The following is a 16,775-nucleotide window of genomic DNA, read 5'->3' on the forward strand; positions in this document are numbered from 1 at the left end:
GAGTCGTTCGCATTCCGGACCGACCGGGTGAATACCCCGATTTATTGAAATCTCCTTTAATTGTTGAATGCTATTCCACTTCAAACCAGAATTCACGAAAAAATTCGACACGTGTCGCGCGGCCTGCCCAAGGACCGCGCGGAATCGACCTTGACCAGGAAACAGGAGGCCAGACACATGACTGACCAGCACGAGCAGAACGACACCCTTTCCAGCCACCCGGCGGACGCGCCCGACAGCCCGGCGTTGCCGCGCCGCGCGTGGCTCGTCACCGCGGGCAAGGCGCTCGCGGGCGGTGCGGCGGCGCTCGCCGCGCCGGCGATCGTGCGCGCGCAGGGCGAGCAGCCGCTGAAGCTGGGCCTGCTGATGGCCAAGCAGGGCGTGTGGACCGAACAGGGCGAGGTGATCGCGAACGGCGTCAAGCTCGCGCTCGACGACGCGGGCAACCAGGCGCGCGGCCGGCGCGTCGATCTCGTCTGGTACGACGAACCGAATCCGCAGTCGGCGCAGCAGAACATGCAGAAGCTCGTCGAGCAGGACAAGGCGATAGCGGTGATCGGCGGCACGAACAGCGGCACGTCGCTGGCGATGTCGTCGGTCGCGTGGCGCACCAAGACGCCCTACATCGCACCGAACGCCGCGGCGCGCGAGCTCACCGGCAGCAGCTGCAACCCGTACACGTTCCGCGTGCTGAGCCCGACGCCCGTCGCGTGCCGCGCGCTCGCGCCGTCGCTGCTCGCGATCGGCAAGAAATGGCACTTCCTCGTCGCGAACTATGCGTACGGGCAGGACATCCAGCGGGCGATGTCGGATTTGCTGAAGCAGTCGGGCGGCTCGATCACCGGCGCCGACGTCACACCGCTCAACACCACCGATTTCAGCTCGTTCATCCTGAAGATCCGCCAGTCGAAACCCGACGTCGTGCTGCTCGGCCTGCCGGGCGGCGACCTGTCGACGTTCCTGAAGCAATACGCGGAAATGGGCATGAAAGGCCGGATCCCGGTGGCGTGCCCGATCATCGGCGACTCGGATCTGTGGTCGATCAACGCCGATGCGGCGACCGGCTACTACGGCAAGCCGTGGCATTTCAGCTCGCCGGGCCATTCGCCGGAAGAAGTCGCGTTCGTCAGGAAGTACACGGCGAAGTACGGCAAGCCGCCGGCCGACAAGGCCTGGATCGGCTGGTTCACGGCGCGCGCGCTGCTGCAGGCGATCAACCACGCGAAGAGCACGTCCGGAGCGGACATCGTGCAGAGCCTGGAAACCATTCAGCTCACCGACGGCAGCGGCCCCGCGAATTTCCGCCCGTGGGACCACCAGCTGCTGCGGCGCTGGAGCGTGTTCAAGGTGAAGGACCGGATCGCGGACAAATGGGACTGGCTCGACCCGATCTCCGTCGTGCCGCAGAACCCCGCCGAGCTCGACCGCCTGTTCGGCACGCGCCAGGAGATCGGCTGCCGGATGGCCGCGCGCTGAGCCCGCGCGCCGCCGCTGCGGCGGCGGCGCCCGAATCGACACGGCCCCAAGCGTATCCCGCGCGCGTCGCGGCCCGCCGCTCGCCCGTCACCACGCGGCGCGGCGCGGCGGCGGCGGGCCGCACTCTGGAGTAAGGGCATGGCTGAAATGTTGTTGTCCCAGGTCGCCAACGGACTGGTGCTGGGATTCCTCTATGTATTGCTCGCGATCGGACTGTCGATCATCTGCGGGCTGCTCGGCATCGTGAATTTCGCGCATGGCGCGCTGTTCGCGCTCGGCGCCTATTTCGCGATCGCGCTGTCGACGCAGTTCGGATGGGTCGCCGTCGTGCTCGCGCCGGTGCTCGTCGCGGCGGTGGGCGTGCTGATCGAACTGGTGTTCATCCGACGCCTGTACGGCAAGGAGCCACTGCTCGGCCTGATCGTCACGTTCGCGCTGTCGCTGCTGCTGACCGCGCTGGTGCGCCTCGTGTGGGGCGCGGGCGGCCTGCCGTTCAGCCCGCCCGAAATGCTCAACGGCTTCCTCGTGTACGGGCCGCTGCTGATCACGAAGTACCGGCTGTTCGTGCTCGCCGCGACGGTCGCGATCCTCGTCGTGCTGTGGTGGTTCATGAACTACACGCCGTACGGGCGGATCCTGCGCGCCGGCAGCCGCGATCCGGAAATGGTCGGGCTGCTCGGCATCAACCTGCCGCGCGTGCTGACCGGCGCCTTCGCGCTCGGCGCACTGCTCGCGGGCGCCGCCGGCGTGCTCGCCGCGCCGCTCGTCACGGTCACGCCGGGGATGGCGACGACCGCCGTGATGCCCGCATTCGTGATCGTGACGATCGGCGGGCTCGGCTCGTTCGCCGGCGCCGTGGTCGCGGGCCTGCTGGTCGGCATCGTGACCGCGCTGGCCGTCCAGTTCTTTCCGGAGGGCTCGTCAGTCGCCATGTACGTGCTGATGGCACTCGTCCTTCTCGTCCGCCCTCGCGGGCTGTTTGGTGAACGCTGGGAGCGCTTCGAGTGAAACCCGACTATCTGACCCGCCACCCTGTCGCGGTGCTGACCACCGCACTCGTCCTCGTGTCGCTCGCGCTCACCGCGACCGGCACGCCGCTCGAGCGCGCGACCCAGATCGCGATCTACACGCTCTACGGAATGGGCGTGAACCTGCTGGTCGCGTACACGGGCCTCGTGCCGTTCGGCGCATCGGTGTTCTTCGGCACGGCCACGTACCTGGTCGCCGTGTCGCTGCTGCGCGTGCTCGGCAACGAGCTGCTCGCGCTCGCGGCCAGCGTGCTCGTGACGACCGTGCTGGCCGCGCTGATCGGCGCGATCGTGTTGCGCCGGCGCGGGCTGTACTTCTCTTTGCTCACCCTCGCCTGTTCGCAGATCGCATTCGAGATCGCGTTCAAGTGGACGGATGTGACCGGCGGCGAAAACGGCCTGCAGAACGTGCCGCGCCCGACTTTCCCGGCGACCGTCGGCTTCCACGTGTTCGCGTGCGTGACGGTGATCGCCATCGCGTATCTGCTGTGGCGCCTCGTGCACGCGCCGTTCGGGCGGGCGCTGCAGGCGTTGCGCGACAACGAGCAACGCGCGGCGAGTCTCGGCTACGACACGTATCGGCTCAAGCTGCGTGCGTTCGTGATCTCGGCCGCCGTGATCGGCTACGCAGGCGGCCTGCTGTGCCTGATGCTGCAAGGCGCATACGCGAACAACCTGAGCTGGGAGCACGCGGGCGACAGCCTGTTGATGACCGTGCTCGGCGGCGTCCACCAGTTTCTCGGGCCGCTGTGGGGCGCGATCGCGTTCATCCTGCTCGAGGACAAGCTCAGCAGCCTGACCGAGCACTGGTGGCTGATCTTCGCGCCGATCATCATCGCGTTCGCGTTCTTCTCGCCCGAGGGCATCCATGGCATCGTGCAGCGGTTGCTGCGACGCCCGCGCTGGACCCTCGTGCGCGACACGATTCCCGCGCGTCCCGACACGATCGCGCCGTATCGCGCCGGCGGCATCGACACAGATTCCGACAAGCCCGTGCTGAGCGTGCGCGGGCTGTCGAAACATTTCGGCTCGCTCGTGACCGCCGAACAGATCGACCTCGACGTCCATCCGCGCCGGCTGCACAGCTTCATCGGCCCGAACGGCGCGGGCAAGACCACGTTCTTCAACATGCTGACGGGCGTGCTGTCGCCGACGGCCGGCACGATCACGTTCGACGGCCGGGACGTGACGAAGCTCGCGATGTTTCGCCGCGTGCGGCTCGGCATGAGCCGCTCGTTCCAGATCCTCAGCGTGTTCCGCAACCTCACCGTGTTCGAGAACGTGCGCGTGGCCGTACAGGCCGCGCAGCACGATCGCCTCGGCATGTGGCGCGACGCGCACACGCTCGGCGAACAGAATGCGCTGACCTGGTCGCTGCTCGCGGCGGTCGGGCTGGACGATCGCGCGGCGCACGGCTGCGAAAGCCTGTCGCATGGCGAGCAGCGCCTGCTCGAAATCGCGCTGTCGCTCGCGACCCGCGCGCGCCTGCTGCTGCTCGACGAACCGCTCGCGGGGCTTGCCGAGGCCGATCGCGTGCGCGTGGCGGCGATCATCCGCGAGCTGGCCAACCATCATGCGGTGCTGCTGATCGAGCACGACATCGATCGCGTGCTGACGATCTCCGATCGCGTCAGCGTGCTCCATCGCGGCCGGCTGATCGCGGACGGCTCGCCCGCCGAAGTCGCGCGCCATCCCGAGGTGGTCGAAGCCTATCTCGGCCACGCGAAGGGCGAGCGGCCGGTCGATGCGCGGCTGGCCGCACGACGCGGCGCGCAGCACGAAGAAGCCGCGCCGGCGCGACGCCCGCTGCTGCGCCTCGAAGGCGTGAAGGCCGGTTACACCGGCAACACGATCCTCGACGGCATCGACCTCACGCTCCACGAAGGCGAAGTCATCGCGATCCTCGGCCGCAACGGCGTCGGCAAGACGACGACGTTGCGCGCCGCGACCGGCGTCGCCGAAGTCACGGCCGGGCGCATCGTGTTCGACGGCCACGACATCACCGGGCGCCCCGCGCACGAGATCAATCGCCTCGGGCTCGCGATGGTGCCCGAAGGCCGCCGGCTGTTCCCCAACCTCACGGTTGCCGAGAACCTGCGGCTCGCCGCGCGCAAGGGCGGCGCGAGCGTCGACGAAATGTTCACGCTGTTCCCGCGCCTCGCGGCGCGCAAGGATGCGCGTGCCGAACACCTGTCCGGCGGCGAACGGCAGATGGTGGCGATCGCCCGCGCGCTGATGGCGCCGGCGAAGGCCATCCTGCTCGACGAGCCGTTCGAAGGGCTCGCGCCCGCCGTCGTGCAGGAAGTGCTCGACGCGGTCGTCAAGCTACGCGAGCGCGCGAGCGTCGTCATCGTCGAGCACCAGGCCGACATGGTGCTGCCGATCGCCGATCGCGCATACGTGCTCGTCAACGGTCGCGTCGCGCACGAAAGCAGCGCGGTCGCGCTCGAACAGGACCCCGCCACCCAGGCGAAATTGCTCGGCATCGTACACAACGAAGCCGGTTCCACCCAGGAGATGAAAACAGCATGATTGCCCCCTTGACCCCGACCACCCCGGTTTCGCTCGACGAAGGCCTGAGCGGTGCGACCCGCGTCCACTTCATCGTCGGCGATCCGATCGCGCAGGTCCGTTCGCCCAAGGGCGTGACGGCCGCGCTGCGCGAGGCCGGACTCGACGCGCTGGTCGTCCCCGCGCACGTCGCGCCGGACGATCTCGCGGCGTTCTTCGCGGGCATCACGCCGATGCGCAACGTCGACGGCGTGATCATCACGGTGCCGCACAAATTCAGCGCCGCCGGCTTCTGCACGAGCCTGTCCGACGAAGCCGCATTCCTCGGCGCGGCCAATACGCTGCGCCGCACCGCCGACGGCGGCTGGCACGGCGGCATGTTCGACGGCACCGGCTTCGTCGCCGCGCTCGGCGACGCAGGCTGCGACCTGCCCGGCAAGCGCGCGCTGCTGGTCGGCGCGGGCGGCGCAGGCTCGGCGATCGGCCATGCGCTGGTGATGGCGGGCGTCGCGTCGCTCGACGTGCGCGACAACGATGCCGCCCGCACCGCGTCGCTGGTCGACCGGCTGGCGACGCTGCAACGCGGCACGGTGCGCGTCGCCGCCACGGACGTCGCGCCCGAATCGTTCGACGTGATCGTCAATGCGTCGCCGATGGGCATGCGGGCGGACGATCCGCCGCCCGTCGACGTATCGCGCGTGCCGGCCACCACCTTCGTCGGCGACGTCGTCACGAAGCCGCCGCTCACGCCGTTCATCGAAGCGGCGCGTGCCCGCGGCTGCCGAACCGTCACGGGCACGCAGATGTTCTCGCGGGTCTGTGACCGGATGGTCGCGTTCCTGATCGATACCGCCGCCTGAGCGCGTGCGGGCGGGGCGCGAGCGCCGTGCGCGGCGCGCCCCGCCGAATCCCGTTCGGCACCACGGGCAGCGGCCACATCATCGACGCGACCGCCACGCTCGGCGACGGCTTCAACTCGGCGCCGTCGTCCACGCGCAGCCAGTTCGCGGCCGGCGTCGGCATCGTGCACCGCTTCTGAACGTCGCCGCACGCCGCTCCGCCTACTTTTTAGAACACTATTCCACTTTGCTATTTATTGGAATAACATTCCATAATTATCGGAGCATCTTCCGCCGCGCGTCGAATCCGGGCGCGCGACGGAACGACATGAAGGAGACGTGGACATGGGTGCGGTGCAACAGGACTGGGACGAGGAAGTGGACCTGCTGGTATTCGGCGCGGGGGCGGCGGGCATGACCGCCGCGCTCGTCGCGCATCACGAGGGGCTTGCGGTCCTCGTCTGCGAAAAAACAGCCGTGGTGGGCGGCATCACGTCCACGTCGGGCGGCACGACGTGGGTGCCGGGCACCCGCCTGAGCGTCGACGCGGGCGTGCCCGACAGCGTCGACGATGCGCGCCGCTTCCTGCAGTCGGTGGTCGGCGCACGCGGCGGCGACGACGCGCGCGAAGCCTTCCTGCAGAGCGGCCCCGATGCGATCGACGAGCTCGCGCGCATCAGCGAAGTCAAGTTCGTCGCCGCCGCCGCGCATCCCGATTACGTGAACGGCCCCGGCGCGGCCTATGGCGGGCGGGCGCTCGTGCCCGCGCCGTTCGATGCGCGCGTGCTCGGCCGCGCATTCGCGCGCGTGCGCCCGCCTCGCAAGGAGTTCATGGGGCTCGGCGGGATGATGGTCGCGCGCGCCGACCTCAATGCGCTGCTCGCGCCGTTCGCATCGGCCGCGAACTTCAAACGCACGGTCGCGGTCGTCGGCCGCTATGCGATGGACCGCCTGCGTTTTCCGCGCGGCACGCAGCTCGTAATGGGCAACGCGCTCGCCGCGCGGCTCTATTACAGCCTGCTCAAGCGCCAGGTCGAGATTCGCTTCGACACGCCACTACTCGAACTGGTACGCGACGACGGCCGCGTCACCGGCGCCATCGTCACGACGCCGGACGGCGGCCGCAGGCGAATCGGCGCGCGGCGCGGCGTGGTGCTCGCGACCGGCGGCATCACGCGCCATCCGTCGCTGCGCCAGCAGTTCTTCCCCGCCGCGGCCCGGCCGCTGTCGCTGTCGCCGGCGACGCACACCGGCGACGGCGTCGACCGCGCGCAGCGCGTCGATGCGCGGGTCGAAAACGGCGGCGACAGCCCGGGGCTGTGGATGCCGTGCTCGATTCGCCGTGCCCCGGGCGGCGACGGCGACAGCGTCTGGCCGCACATCATTCTCGATCGCGCGAAACCCGGCCTCATCGCGGTCAACAGCCGCGGCGAGCGCTTCGTCAACGAGTCGGACTCGTATCACGACTTTGTGATGGGCATGCTGCGCGACAGCGGCAATGGGCCCAGCGTGCCGGCCCATCTGATCGTCGATGCGGCGTTCATCCGGACCTATGGCCTCGGCCTGCTGATGCCGGCGCGCAGCGCGGCGCGCATCGCGGCGTTCGAGCGTGCCGGCTATCTGGTCAAGGGCGCGACGCTGGCCGAGCTGGCAGCGAAATTGCAGGTGGATGCGAACGGCTTGGCGCGTACCGTCGCGACCTACAACCGCGACGCCACCAACGGCGAGGATCCGGCGTTCCAGCGCGGCAGCAGCCCGATGAGCCGCTTCAATGGCGACCCGGCGCAACAGCCGAACCCGTGCATTCGCCCGATCGGCGCCGGGCCCTACTATGCCGTGACCGTATGGCCCGCCGACCTCGCGTGCAGCGCGGGGCTGAGCGGCACGGCGAACGGCGAGGTGGTCGACGTCGACGGGCGCGTGATTCCCGGCCTGTTCGCGTGCGGCAACGATCTCGCGTCGATCTTCCGCGGCGCCTATCCGGGCCCCGGCACGACGCTCGGCCCGGCCATCGTATTCGGCTGGCGCATCGCGAAATTCGTCGCGCGACGCGACGCGGGGTCGACGGGCACATCGGCCGCGACCACCGCGCATCGCTCGACCTGCGACACCGCCCACGGCTGACGAACGCGCCGGCACGGCACGGGCAAGCCGAGCCGGCTCAACCCATCGAGGAGGAATCGTTCATGCAATGTATCGTCAACCGCCACGCGTTGAACATGCCGAAACTGGGGCTCGGCACGTGGCCCATGCTCGGCGACGACTGCACGCGCGCGGTCGCGCTCGCGCTGGAGTCGGGTTATCGGCACCTCGATACCGCGGCCGCGTACGAGAACGAAGCGGCGGTCGGCGAGGCCATCGCGGCGTCGAACGTCCCGCGCGAGCAGATTCACGTGACCAGCAAAGTGTGGTGGGACCAGTTGAGCCCCGAACGCATGCGGAAATCGCTCGACAACACGTTGCGCGCGCTGCGCTCCGACTACGTGGACCTGTTCCTGATCCACTGGCCGGCGCCCGACTGGAATCTTGCCGAGACGATCGACACGCTCGTGTCGTTCAAGGAGCAAGGACGCGCCCGGGCGATCGGCGTCGCGAACTTTCCGCTTCCGCTGTTGCGCGATGTCGTTGAAAACCGGCAGGCACCGCTGGCCGCGATACAGGTCGAGTACCACGTGCTGCTGGGTCAGGCGCGGCTGCTTCAATTCGCGCGCGAGCACGACATGGCGCTGATCGCGTACAGCCCGCTCGCGCGCAACCGCGTGTCGGAGATTCCGGAGCTGCAGCGGATCGCCGACAAGCATCGCGTGCTGCCGACCCAGGTCGCGCTGAAATGGCTGCTTGACCAGCCGAACGTGGCCGCCGTGCCGAAGGCGGCCGGACAACGCAATCAGCTCGCCAACCTGGCATCGCTCGACGTGGGCCTGGACGACGCCGATCGTGCGCTGATCGGCGGCCTGCCGAAGAACCAGCGCCTCGTCAGCCCGGCGTTCGCGCCGCAGTGGGACCCGGCTGAATGAAGAACCGGGGTGGGGCATTGCGCACGCCCCGAGGTCCGGCGCTCAATGGATTCAGCAACCGGAGTGCGACTCCGTTTCCGAGATTACAGGGTCCCGCCCGTTGATAGGACAGATGCTTTTATCAGGTGAATGGCCAACAAACGGTATGCCGAACCTCCCGTTCTGCTGGCGACTCGAGAGTGATACGGTGAACGCCGAATGGCTGCACCGCGTGCGCTGCCTGCATTCACAAAGGCACGCCGCTCCCGCGCTGTCCAAAGCACCAGCCGCGCGACTTCCGCTGCCCACGCTCGCTCTATTCGAGCGAGATCATGTCAACGCGCCGCTCCCGCCCCCCCCCTCCAGACCACGCACTTCCCGCGTGATCGCCGCCGCAGCGCTCCCCGATCCCGACGAGCGCCAGTTGCGGAATCCGACAACACACTTTCAACCATCCAGACAACAATCGAAGAAAAAAAGGGCGAGCAAAATCCGCGGCTCGCCCTTAAAATGCACCGCTTAGTTAATTTCTACAGCTAACCAGGCTGCACGATCAGGATCTGCGAAGCCCGCACCCGCGCATGCATGCAACGCGGCGCCGCCTCCATATGATCGAACAGGGCCACCCGCTGCGCCCTCTTCCTGCCTTCGATGCAGCCCAGGCGCAACCGGATAGAAGACACTCATGTCCAAGCAATCAACTGCAGGGCCGATTCATGCTTCGGCCCGAATCGGCCTGATCGCCGCGGGATTGGTCTCGCTGCTTCTCGGGCTCTATTTCATCATCGGCGGCGGCATGCTCGTCGCACGCGGCGGTAGCTGGTATTACCTGCTGGCAGGGCTCGCGCTGTGCGCGACCGGCGTCCAGCTCGCCCGCCGTCGCTCCAGCGCGGTCGCGATCTACCTCGTCATGCTGATCGCCACGGCGCTGTGGGCCGTCTGGGAAGTCGGCTTCGCGTTCTGGCCACTCAACGCGCGGATCTTCATGTTCTCGATGATCGGCATGCTGCTCGTGACGGTCTGGCCGCTGCTGCGCCGTGCCGAAGGCAAGGCGCCCGCACGAGGCGCCGCATGGGGCATCGCCGCCGTGCTGCTCGCCTGCAACGGCGTGTTCGTCTACGGGATGTTCGTGCCGCACGGCACGTTCGGCACCGAGACGCCCGCGCCGGTGGCCGGCATCGCAGGCACCGAGGACTGGACGGCCTACGGTCACTCGGCCGGCGGCGACCGCTTCGCGGGCTATACGCAGATCAACCGCGACACGGTGAAGAACCTGCAGGTCGCATGGACGTTCCACACCGGCGACACGCCGCTCAGCCCGGACGGCGGCGGCTCGGAAGACCAGGAAACGCCGCTGCAGGTCGGCAAGACGCTGTTCCTGTGCTCGCCGCACAACACGGTGATCGCCGTGGACGCCGCAACCGGCACCGAAAAATGGCGCCATGCGTTTCCGACCAAGACGACGGTCTGGGTGCGCTGCCGCGGCCTCGCCTACTTCGACGCGGACAAGCCGCTCGTGCAGCCGACCGTCGCCGGTTCGACGCCGGTCCTGCCGATCGCCGCGTCCGGCGATCCGGCCGTGTGCCGCCGCCGCATCTTCATGAACACGATCGATGCGAAGCTCGTCGCACTCGATGCCGACACTGGCAAGCTCTGCGACGCATTCGGCGATCACGGCATCGTCGACATGAAGGCCGGCCTCGGTAACGCGAAAAGCCCGCTGTACGAACTCACGTCGGCGCCGACGGTCGCGGGCACAACGGTGGTCACGGGTGGCCGCGTGGCCGACAACGTGTCGCTCGACATGCCCGGCGGCGTGATCCGCGGCTTCGACGTGATGACCGGCAAGATGAAGTGGGCGTTCGATCCGGGCAATCCGGACGATCACGCGGAGCCGGCACCGGGCAAGATCTTCACGCGCTCGACGCCGAACGTGTGGGCGCCGATGACCTATGACGCGACGTCGAACACGATCTACATGCCGGTGGGCAATGCGGCGATCGACCTGTGGGGTGTGAAGCGCACCGCGCTCGACGAGAAGTACGGTGCATCCATCCTCGCGCTCGACGCGACGACGGGCGCGGAAAAGTGGCACTTCCAGACCGTTCACCACGACCTGTGGGACTACGACGTGCCGATGCAGCCGACGCTGATCGACTTCCCGATGGAAGATGGCAAGCGCGTGCCGGCGCTGATCGTCGGCACCAAGATGGGCCAGCTGTTCGTGCTCGATCGCGCGACCGGCAAGCCGCTGACGAAGGTCGTCGAACATCCGGTCAAGACCGCGTCGATTGCGAACGAGCCGTATTCGAAGACGCAACCGCTGTCCGTCGGCATGCCTCAGATCGGCGCGGACGTGCTCAAGGATTCGGACATGTGGGGCGTCACGCCGATCGACCAGTTGATGTGCCGCGTGATCTTCCGCGGCATGCGCTACGACGGCCTTTTCACTGCACCGGACACCGATCGTTCGCTCAGCTTCCCGGGTTCGCTCGGCGGCATGAACTGGGGCGGCCTCTCGTATGATCCGAACGCGGACATGATCTACGTGAACGACATGCGCCTCGGCCTCTGGGTCCATCTGGAAAAGGAAAAGAACCGCAGCGGTACATCCAACGGCAACGAGTCGGTGAACGCAGGCATGGGTGCGGTGCCGCTCGGCGGCACGCCATACTCGGTGCTGAAGGACCGCTTCTTCTCGCCGCTCGGCATCCCGTGCCAGAAGCCGCCGTTCGGCAGTCTCACCGCGGTCGACCTGAAAACACGTAGCATCGCATGGCAAGTCCCGCTCGGCACCGTGAAGGACACGCGCCTCTACGGCGTGCCGATGCACATGCCGTCGCCGATCGGCATGCCCACCATCGGCGGCTCGCTCACGACGGGCGGCGGCCTCGTGTTCTTCGCCGCGACGCAGGACTACTACCTGCGCGCGTTCGACAGCTCGACGGGCAAGGAAGTGTGGAAGGCGCGTTTGCCGGTGGGAAGCCAGGGCACGCCGATGAGCTATACCCTCAACGGCAAGCAGTACATCGTCATCTCGGCAGGCGGTGCGCGCCAGTCGCCCGATCGAGGCGACTACGTGGTTGCCTACGCATTGCCGGACAACAAGTAAGCGCCTGATTCGACCGGATTGCGTGCGGCATGGTGCGGCAACCCTCGCCGCACCACGCCGCACGCGACGCGTCGCCCCACTGCCGAGGCTGCCCGCCTCCCTTGCCCATGAGTCATTCCCTTCCCGCTTCCCGCCCCCGACGTCACGATGCCGCGTCGGAAAACGGCCGAGCGCGCCGGCCGGCGGCCGGCACACGTGTCGCGCTCCGCATTGGTGTCGCAGCGGCGGCCATTGCCGCGCACGCATCCGTGGTCCATGCACAAAGCAGCGTGACGCTGTACGGTGCGATCGACACGAGCATCGAAATCACGAATCCGGGCTCCGGCTACGTCGCGCGGATGGATTCCGGTGCATATCGAGGCTCGCGCATCGGCGTGCGCGGCGCCGAGGATATCGGCAACGGCGTAAAGATCCTGTTCGATCTCGAGAACGGCTTCGGCTCGACGGACGGCAGTCAGGCCGTCGCCGGCACGTTGTTCAACCGCCAGGCCTGGATCGGCGTGAGCTCGCGCTACGGCACCGTGCGGATCGGCCGCCAGTATTCGCCGATCTACATCCCGTTCAAGGGGCAGCTCGATGCGTTCGGTGCTGGCACGATCGCGTCGGGCCTCGACAATCTGTCGAAAATCACGCCGTACGAAAGCAACGCGATCACGTACCTTTCACCCGAGGTCCATGGCTTCTCGACCACGATCATGGCGTCGTTGCGCGCGCCAACCGACGGCGACGGCAATGGACTGGCAGGCCACATCGAGACGTTCTCGTGGCATGACGGCCCGCTCCGCATTTCATATGCGCACCAGCAAACCCACGGCAGCGGCGCATTGCGCGCCAACCTCGGCGGCGCCTCCTATGCATTCGGCCCGGTGACCGGCTTCCTGTCGTATTTCAATGGCGACGGCGGAACGCCCCGCTACCACAACGACGGCGTGTCGGCCTCCGCGCGCTATGCGGTGAGCGCGCGTTTTCGCACGTCGCTGGGGTACACGTGGCTGCGTGACCGATCGGGCGGCGACAACGACGCCGACCAGTTCAGCGCCGCGTGCGAATACGATCTGTCGAAGCGCGTCCTGCTCTATGCAAGCGCGGCCTGGCTGCATAACCGTGGCCAGGCCGCGTTCACGCTGAAAGGCGTGAACGTGATCGGCCTCACGCCGTCGTGGCCGGGGGCGTCGGTGCGCGGAATCCAGTTCGGGATGATCGACCGTTTCTAGAAGCCACCGCCAGTTGCCGCAAGCAAGGCGAGCAACTGATTCGCTGCCTGCAGCGCCTGCACGGACGTGAATCCCGCTAGACGCGTTCCCGGGTTCCCGAACGGATGCTGCGCGCGATCGCCTCGAGCGTGGCGATCGTATCGACCGACTCCGCTTCGGTGCTGCCGTTCCACTGCTCCCGGCCGAGCCGGACGGCGCGCACGAAGCGCTCGGTTTCCGCGAGGAGGCCGCTGTCGCCCGGCCGCACGATGGTTTCCCGCGGCGTCGTGGACGAAACGCCGCGGCGCAGATGAATCTCGGGCGGTCCGTCTTGTGGCGGGCTGTTGAGGAAGGTCGTCTCGAGGATGCCGTCGGTTCCCGTGATCCGCCGTGACGGGGAAACGCCGTGTTGAAGCTGCATGCGATCTGGCCCAGCACGCCGTTCGGCAACGCGAGGCAGGCAGTCACGGTGAGATCGACCTTCGTATCTGATCAGCGCGCAGCGGCACTGAACCGCACCGAATTGGGTGGAGGAGCGTATTCTTGAGAGAATCGAGCCATGAACAAGAAGGCAAGCACGTTTTCCCCGGATGTTCGAGAGCGTGCAGTGCGACTGGTACGCGAGCAGCGTAGCGAACATCCTTCGATGTGAACGGCAGTCGAATCGATTGAACCGATGATCGGCTGCACGCCGCAGACGCTTCTGGATTCGGTCAATTCAGACATGAATGCCCCCGGAAATTTGGTGGGTGAGATTTGGTTCTGGGGACTTGAGGGCACGCATCGTCGGATAAATGAAAGCCTCGCCGGTTGCGGGCATGACGCTTGCGCCCACCCTCAGTATCTTTCTCCATGCGCGGCCGGCGCCGATAATGCGTACGGCAGCGGCCGACGACACCGCACCGAGGCAAGGAGGCTCCCCGCATGACGACGCCGTTCAAGCCGGGCGACCACGTCCGCTGGAATTCCGAAGCCGGTTACGTGACCGGCACGATCATCGCGATCCACACGCAGGATTTCGACTATAAGGGCCATCGCCACCGTGCGTCGCCCGACGATCCGCAATACGAGATCAAGAGCGATCGCACCGACCACATCGCCGCGCATCGCGGGCGCGTGCTCGAACGCATCGCCGACAAGGACGACACGTGACGCTCCCGTTCTACACGATCGGCCATTCGAACCGCACGCTCGACGCGTTCGTCGGGATGCTCGACGCGGTCGATATCGCGCTGCTGGCCGATATCCGGAAGATGACGCATTCGCGCACCAATCCGCAGTTTAACGAAGCAACGCTCCCCGCCGCACTGGCCGCGGTCGACATCACGTACGAGCACATCGCGGCACTCGGCGGACTACGCGGCAAGTCGCGCGGCGTGCCCGACGAGGTCAACGGCTTCTGGACGAACCGCAGCTTCCATCGCTACGCCGACTACGCGCTGTCGCCCGAGTTTCGAACGGGCCTCGACCGGCTGATCGCGCAAGGGCACCGGCAGCGCTGCGCGATCATGTGTTCGGAAGCCGTGTGGTGGCGCTGTCATCGGCGCATCGTGTCCGATTACCTGATTGCGCGCGGCGAAACGGTGCTGCACATCATGGGCCCGAATCGCGTGGAGCCCGCGCGCCTCACGGTCGGCGCGGCGATCCGGGACGACGGGACGATCGTCTATCCGGACGTCGAAGGCGACGCGCCAGCAGACGAAGCCGGCGCGCAGCCGACCGCGTGACGCGTCATCGATCGTGCGCGTGATGCCGTGACGGCATGAAAGCGTGAAGGTGCGCAGGCCCGATGCAACGCCCATGTCGATCGACCGTGCCCGCTGCGCACCCGATACGCTGCACGCTCACCCCGCTTTGCGCCGCCGCGATCCTGCATTACCATCGTGCGTCCACCGCGCGTACGCGCGCGCCCCGCCACCTCTGCACTCCCGCACCGATGCTCGCCCTCATCATCATCGCCGGCCTGTGGGCCGGCCTGCAGAACGCCCTCGCGGGCGGCGGCTCGTTCGTCACGCTGCCCGCGCTGATCGTGTCGGGGATGTCGCCGCTCGCGGCGAACATCACGTCGACGGTCGCGCTGTTCCCCGGCCAGGTCACGACGGGCTGGGCGAGCCGGAACATGGTGTGCGGCGCCGGCAAGCTGTCGTTTCGCGCGCTGTTCGCGATCAGCGTGGTCGGCGGCGCGCTCGGCGGCCTGCTGCTGCTGAAAACCCCGTCGTCGATCTTCTCGCACCTCGTGCCGTGGCTCGTGCTGTTCGCGACGGTCGTGTTCGCATGGGGCAGCTTCTTCCGCAAGCCCGGCGCCGGCACGCAGCATCTCGGCCCCGTCACCGCCGCGATCTCGCAATTCCTGATCGCGATCTACGGCGGCTACTTCGGCGGCGGCATCGGGTTCCTGATGATGGCCGCGCTGACGATGGCCGGCCTGTCGCCGCGTCACGCGATGTCGACGAAGAATGCGCTCGCTGGCGTGATGAACGCGTCGGCGGTCGTGCTGTTCCTGACCTCGCCGCACCTGCACTGGCGCGAGGCCATCGCGCTCGGCGGCGGCGCGATCGTCGGCGGCCTGCTCGGTGCGTGGGCGCTGCATCGCGTGAACGAGCGCGTGCTGCGGATCGCGATCGTCTGCATCGGCGCCGCGCTGACCGTCGGGCTGTTCGTCAAGCCGATCTGACGCACACGCGCCGAGCGCGCGGATGGCACGCACGCCGTCGGTCGCGGCGGATTCGCAATCAATGGGCAAGCGGCCGTGCGCCGAGCGCTGGCGGAGTCGCGCGCCCGCCTCGATGTTGCGGGCGCTTTCGACAACTTGCGCGCCCCGCGCTTCGATCCTTGCAGGCGGGCGCGTTCAGCCGAACGGCCGCACGCCGATCAGCGGGCCGTGCAGGAACAGCGCGAAGACGGCCCATACGACGAGCCCGGCGACGATCGTCACTGCATCGCCCGACAGCCTGCCCGCCGGATAGCGAACGCCGTCGAGGCGATCGCGCGCGCGCCACACGACGAAATCGACCAGCGACCACACGAAGAATGCGCCGAACAGCACGACCGCGTGCAGCGTGCCGTTCGCGAGCAGGTGCGCGATCGCCCACACCATCACGCCGGCCACCATCGGATGGCCGACGAGCGTCTTGATGCGGTTGCGCGGCACGTAGGACGCAGCGATCAGCACGAACGCGATCGCGGTCAGCATGCCGGTGAGATGGCGAATGCCGACGGGCGACACCCACAGCAGCGTCCCGCCCTGGCGCGCAATCCCGTAACCCCAGATGATCAGCACGAAGCCGACGATCGACGCGATCGCATAGGGGCCCTTCCAGCGTTTCTCGCCGATCCGCTCGATGGTCGCGGATCGCCAGCCGTCCGCGACGATCCGAATCGAATGCACACCGAGGAAGATCGCTAAACCGAGAATCAGGACGAGCATCGGCTATCTCCGTCTGGAACGATGAGTTGGGAATCATTCGCGCGGCTTTCGATGCGCCGTTCGCGAGGCCGGCAGCGAGACCGGCTCGGGTTGCGCCGGGCATGGACGCAATCGCGCCGATCATAAACGCCGGGGCCGCCGTTGTGAAGCAGCCGGAACATGCGGTGCGTCAAACCCGGCGCTTGCGTGCACC

Annotated in this window: 14 protein-coding genes; 12 read left to right on the forward strand and 2 right to left on the reverse strand. The window is 67.7% G+C overall.

The window, feature by feature from the left end; translation table 11 throughout:
• Window positions 1-177 precede the first annotated feature (177 nt).
• The 9 genes from LGM71_RS08730 (at window position 178) to LGM71_RS08770 (ending at window position 13,176) form a co-directional block, all read left to right on the forward strand.
• The gene (locus LGM71_RS08730) at window positions 178-1,476 is read left to right on the forward strand and encodes an ABC transporter substrate-binding protein (RefSeq protein WP_226114633.1); all 1,299 of its coding nucleotides are present in this window, start codon (window positions 178-180) and stop codon (window positions 1,474-1,476) included.
• A 138-nt stretch (window positions 1,477-1,614) separates the two neighbouring features.
• Entirely contained in the window at window positions 1,615-2,484 is an 870-nt protein-coding gene (locus LGM71_RS08735; RefSeq protein WP_124621851.1) for a branched-chain amino acid ABC transporter permease, read from the forward strand.
• Window positions 2,481-5,036 carry an ATP-binding cassette domain-containing protein gene (locus LGM71_RS08740; RefSeq protein WP_226114634.1) on the forward strand — a complete coding sequence of 852 codons (2,556 nt, stop codon included), beginning with the start codon at window positions 2,481-2,483 and terminating at the stop codon, window positions 5,034-5,036. Before LGM71_RS08735 ends, LGM71_RS08740 begins: the two co-directional genes overlap by 4 nt.
• Window positions 5,033-5,875, forward strand: a complete 843-nt coding sequence (locus LGM71_RS08745; RefSeq protein ID WP_226114635.1) for a shikimate dehydrogenase family protein — start codon at window positions 5,033-5,035, stop codon at window positions 5,873-5,875. Before LGM71_RS08740 ends, LGM71_RS08745 begins: the two co-directional genes overlap by 4 nt.
• A gap of 26 nt (window positions 5,876-5,901) precedes the next feature.
• Entirely contained in the window at window positions 5,902-6,054 is a 153-nt protein-coding gene (locus LGM71_RS08750) for a hypothetical protein (protein WP_185633729.1), read from the forward strand.
• Between the two features lie 145 nt (window positions 6,055-6,199).
• A complete protein-coding gene (locus tag LGM71_RS08755; protein ID WP_226114636.1) occupies window positions 6,200-7,978 on the forward strand; it encodes an FAD-binding protein in 1,779 nt (592 codons plus the stop codon).
• Between the two features lie 62 nt (window positions 7,979-8,040).
• Complete coding sequence (locus LGM71_RS08760; RefSeq protein ID WP_124901212.1) at window positions 8,041-8,871, forward strand: aldo/keto reductase; 831 nt, start codon at window positions 8,041-8,043, stop codon at window positions 8,869-8,871.
• 664 nt (window positions 8,872-9,535) lie between these two features.
• The gene (locus LGM71_RS08765) at window positions 9,536-11,962 is read left to right on the forward strand and encodes a membrane-bound PQQ-dependent dehydrogenase, glucose/quinate/shikimate family (RefSeq protein WP_226114637.1); all 2,427 of its coding nucleotides are present in this window, start codon (window positions 9,536-9,538) and stop codon (window positions 11,960-11,962) included.
• Window positions 11,963-12,069: 107 nt separating this feature from the next.
• The gene (locus LGM71_RS08770) at window positions 12,070-13,176 is read left to right on the forward strand and encodes a porin (RefSeq protein ID WP_082729783.1); all 1,107 of its coding nucleotides are present in this window, start codon (window positions 12,070-12,072) and stop codon (window positions 13,174-13,176) included.
• A gap of 76 nt (window positions 13,177-13,252) precedes the next feature.
• On the opposite strand, the gene LGM71_RS08775 is transcribed toward LGM71_RS08770, so the two are convergent.
• A complete protein-coding gene (locus LGM71_RS08775; RefSeq protein WP_226114638.1) occupies window positions 13,253-13,576 on the reverse strand; it encodes a hypothetical protein in 324 nt (107 codons plus the stop codon).
• A 503-nt stretch (window positions 13,577-14,079) separates the two neighbouring features.
• On the opposite strand from LGM71_RS08775, the gene LGM71_RS08780 reads away from it, so the two are divergent.
• The 3 genes from LGM71_RS08780 to LGM71_RS08790 all read left to right on the forward strand — a co-directional run bounded on the left by LGM71_RS08780 (window position 14,080) and on the right by LGM71_RS08790 (window position 15,829).
• Window positions 14,080-14,307: a DUF2945 domain-containing protein gene (locus tag LGM71_RS08780; protein ID WP_124901209.1), complete on the forward strand. Its 228-nt coding sequence runs from the start codon at window positions 14,080-14,082 to the stop codon at window positions 14,305-14,307.
• Window positions 14,304-14,882, forward strand: coding sequence for a DUF488 family protein (locus LGM71_RS08785; protein WP_226114639.1), 579 nt, complete (start codon window positions 14,304-14,306; stop codon window positions 14,880-14,882). Before LGM71_RS08780 ends, LGM71_RS08785 begins: the two co-directional genes overlap by 4 nt.
• A gap of 209 nt (window positions 14,883-15,091) precedes the next feature.
• Window positions 15,092-15,829, forward strand: coding sequence for a sulfite exporter TauE/SafE family protein (locus tag LGM71_RS08790; RefSeq protein WP_226114640.1), 738 nt, complete (start codon window positions 15,092-15,094; stop codon window positions 15,827-15,829).
• Window positions 15,830-16,003: 174 nt separating this feature from the next.
• On the opposite strand, the gene LGM71_RS08795 is transcribed toward LGM71_RS08790, so the two are convergent.
• Complete coding sequence (locus LGM71_RS08795; protein ID WP_226114641.1) at window positions 16,004-16,582, reverse strand: NnrU family protein; 579 nt, start codon at window positions 16,580-16,582, stop codon at window positions 16,004-16,006.
• Window positions 16,583-16,775: the final 193 nt, after the last annotated feature.

The organism is Burkholderia sp. AU33545 (assembly GCF_020419685.1).
In the GTDB taxonomy this organism is placed as follows: domain Bacteria; phylum Pseudomonadota; class Gammaproteobacteria; order Burkholderiales; family Burkholderiaceae; genus Burkholderia; species Burkholderia diffusa.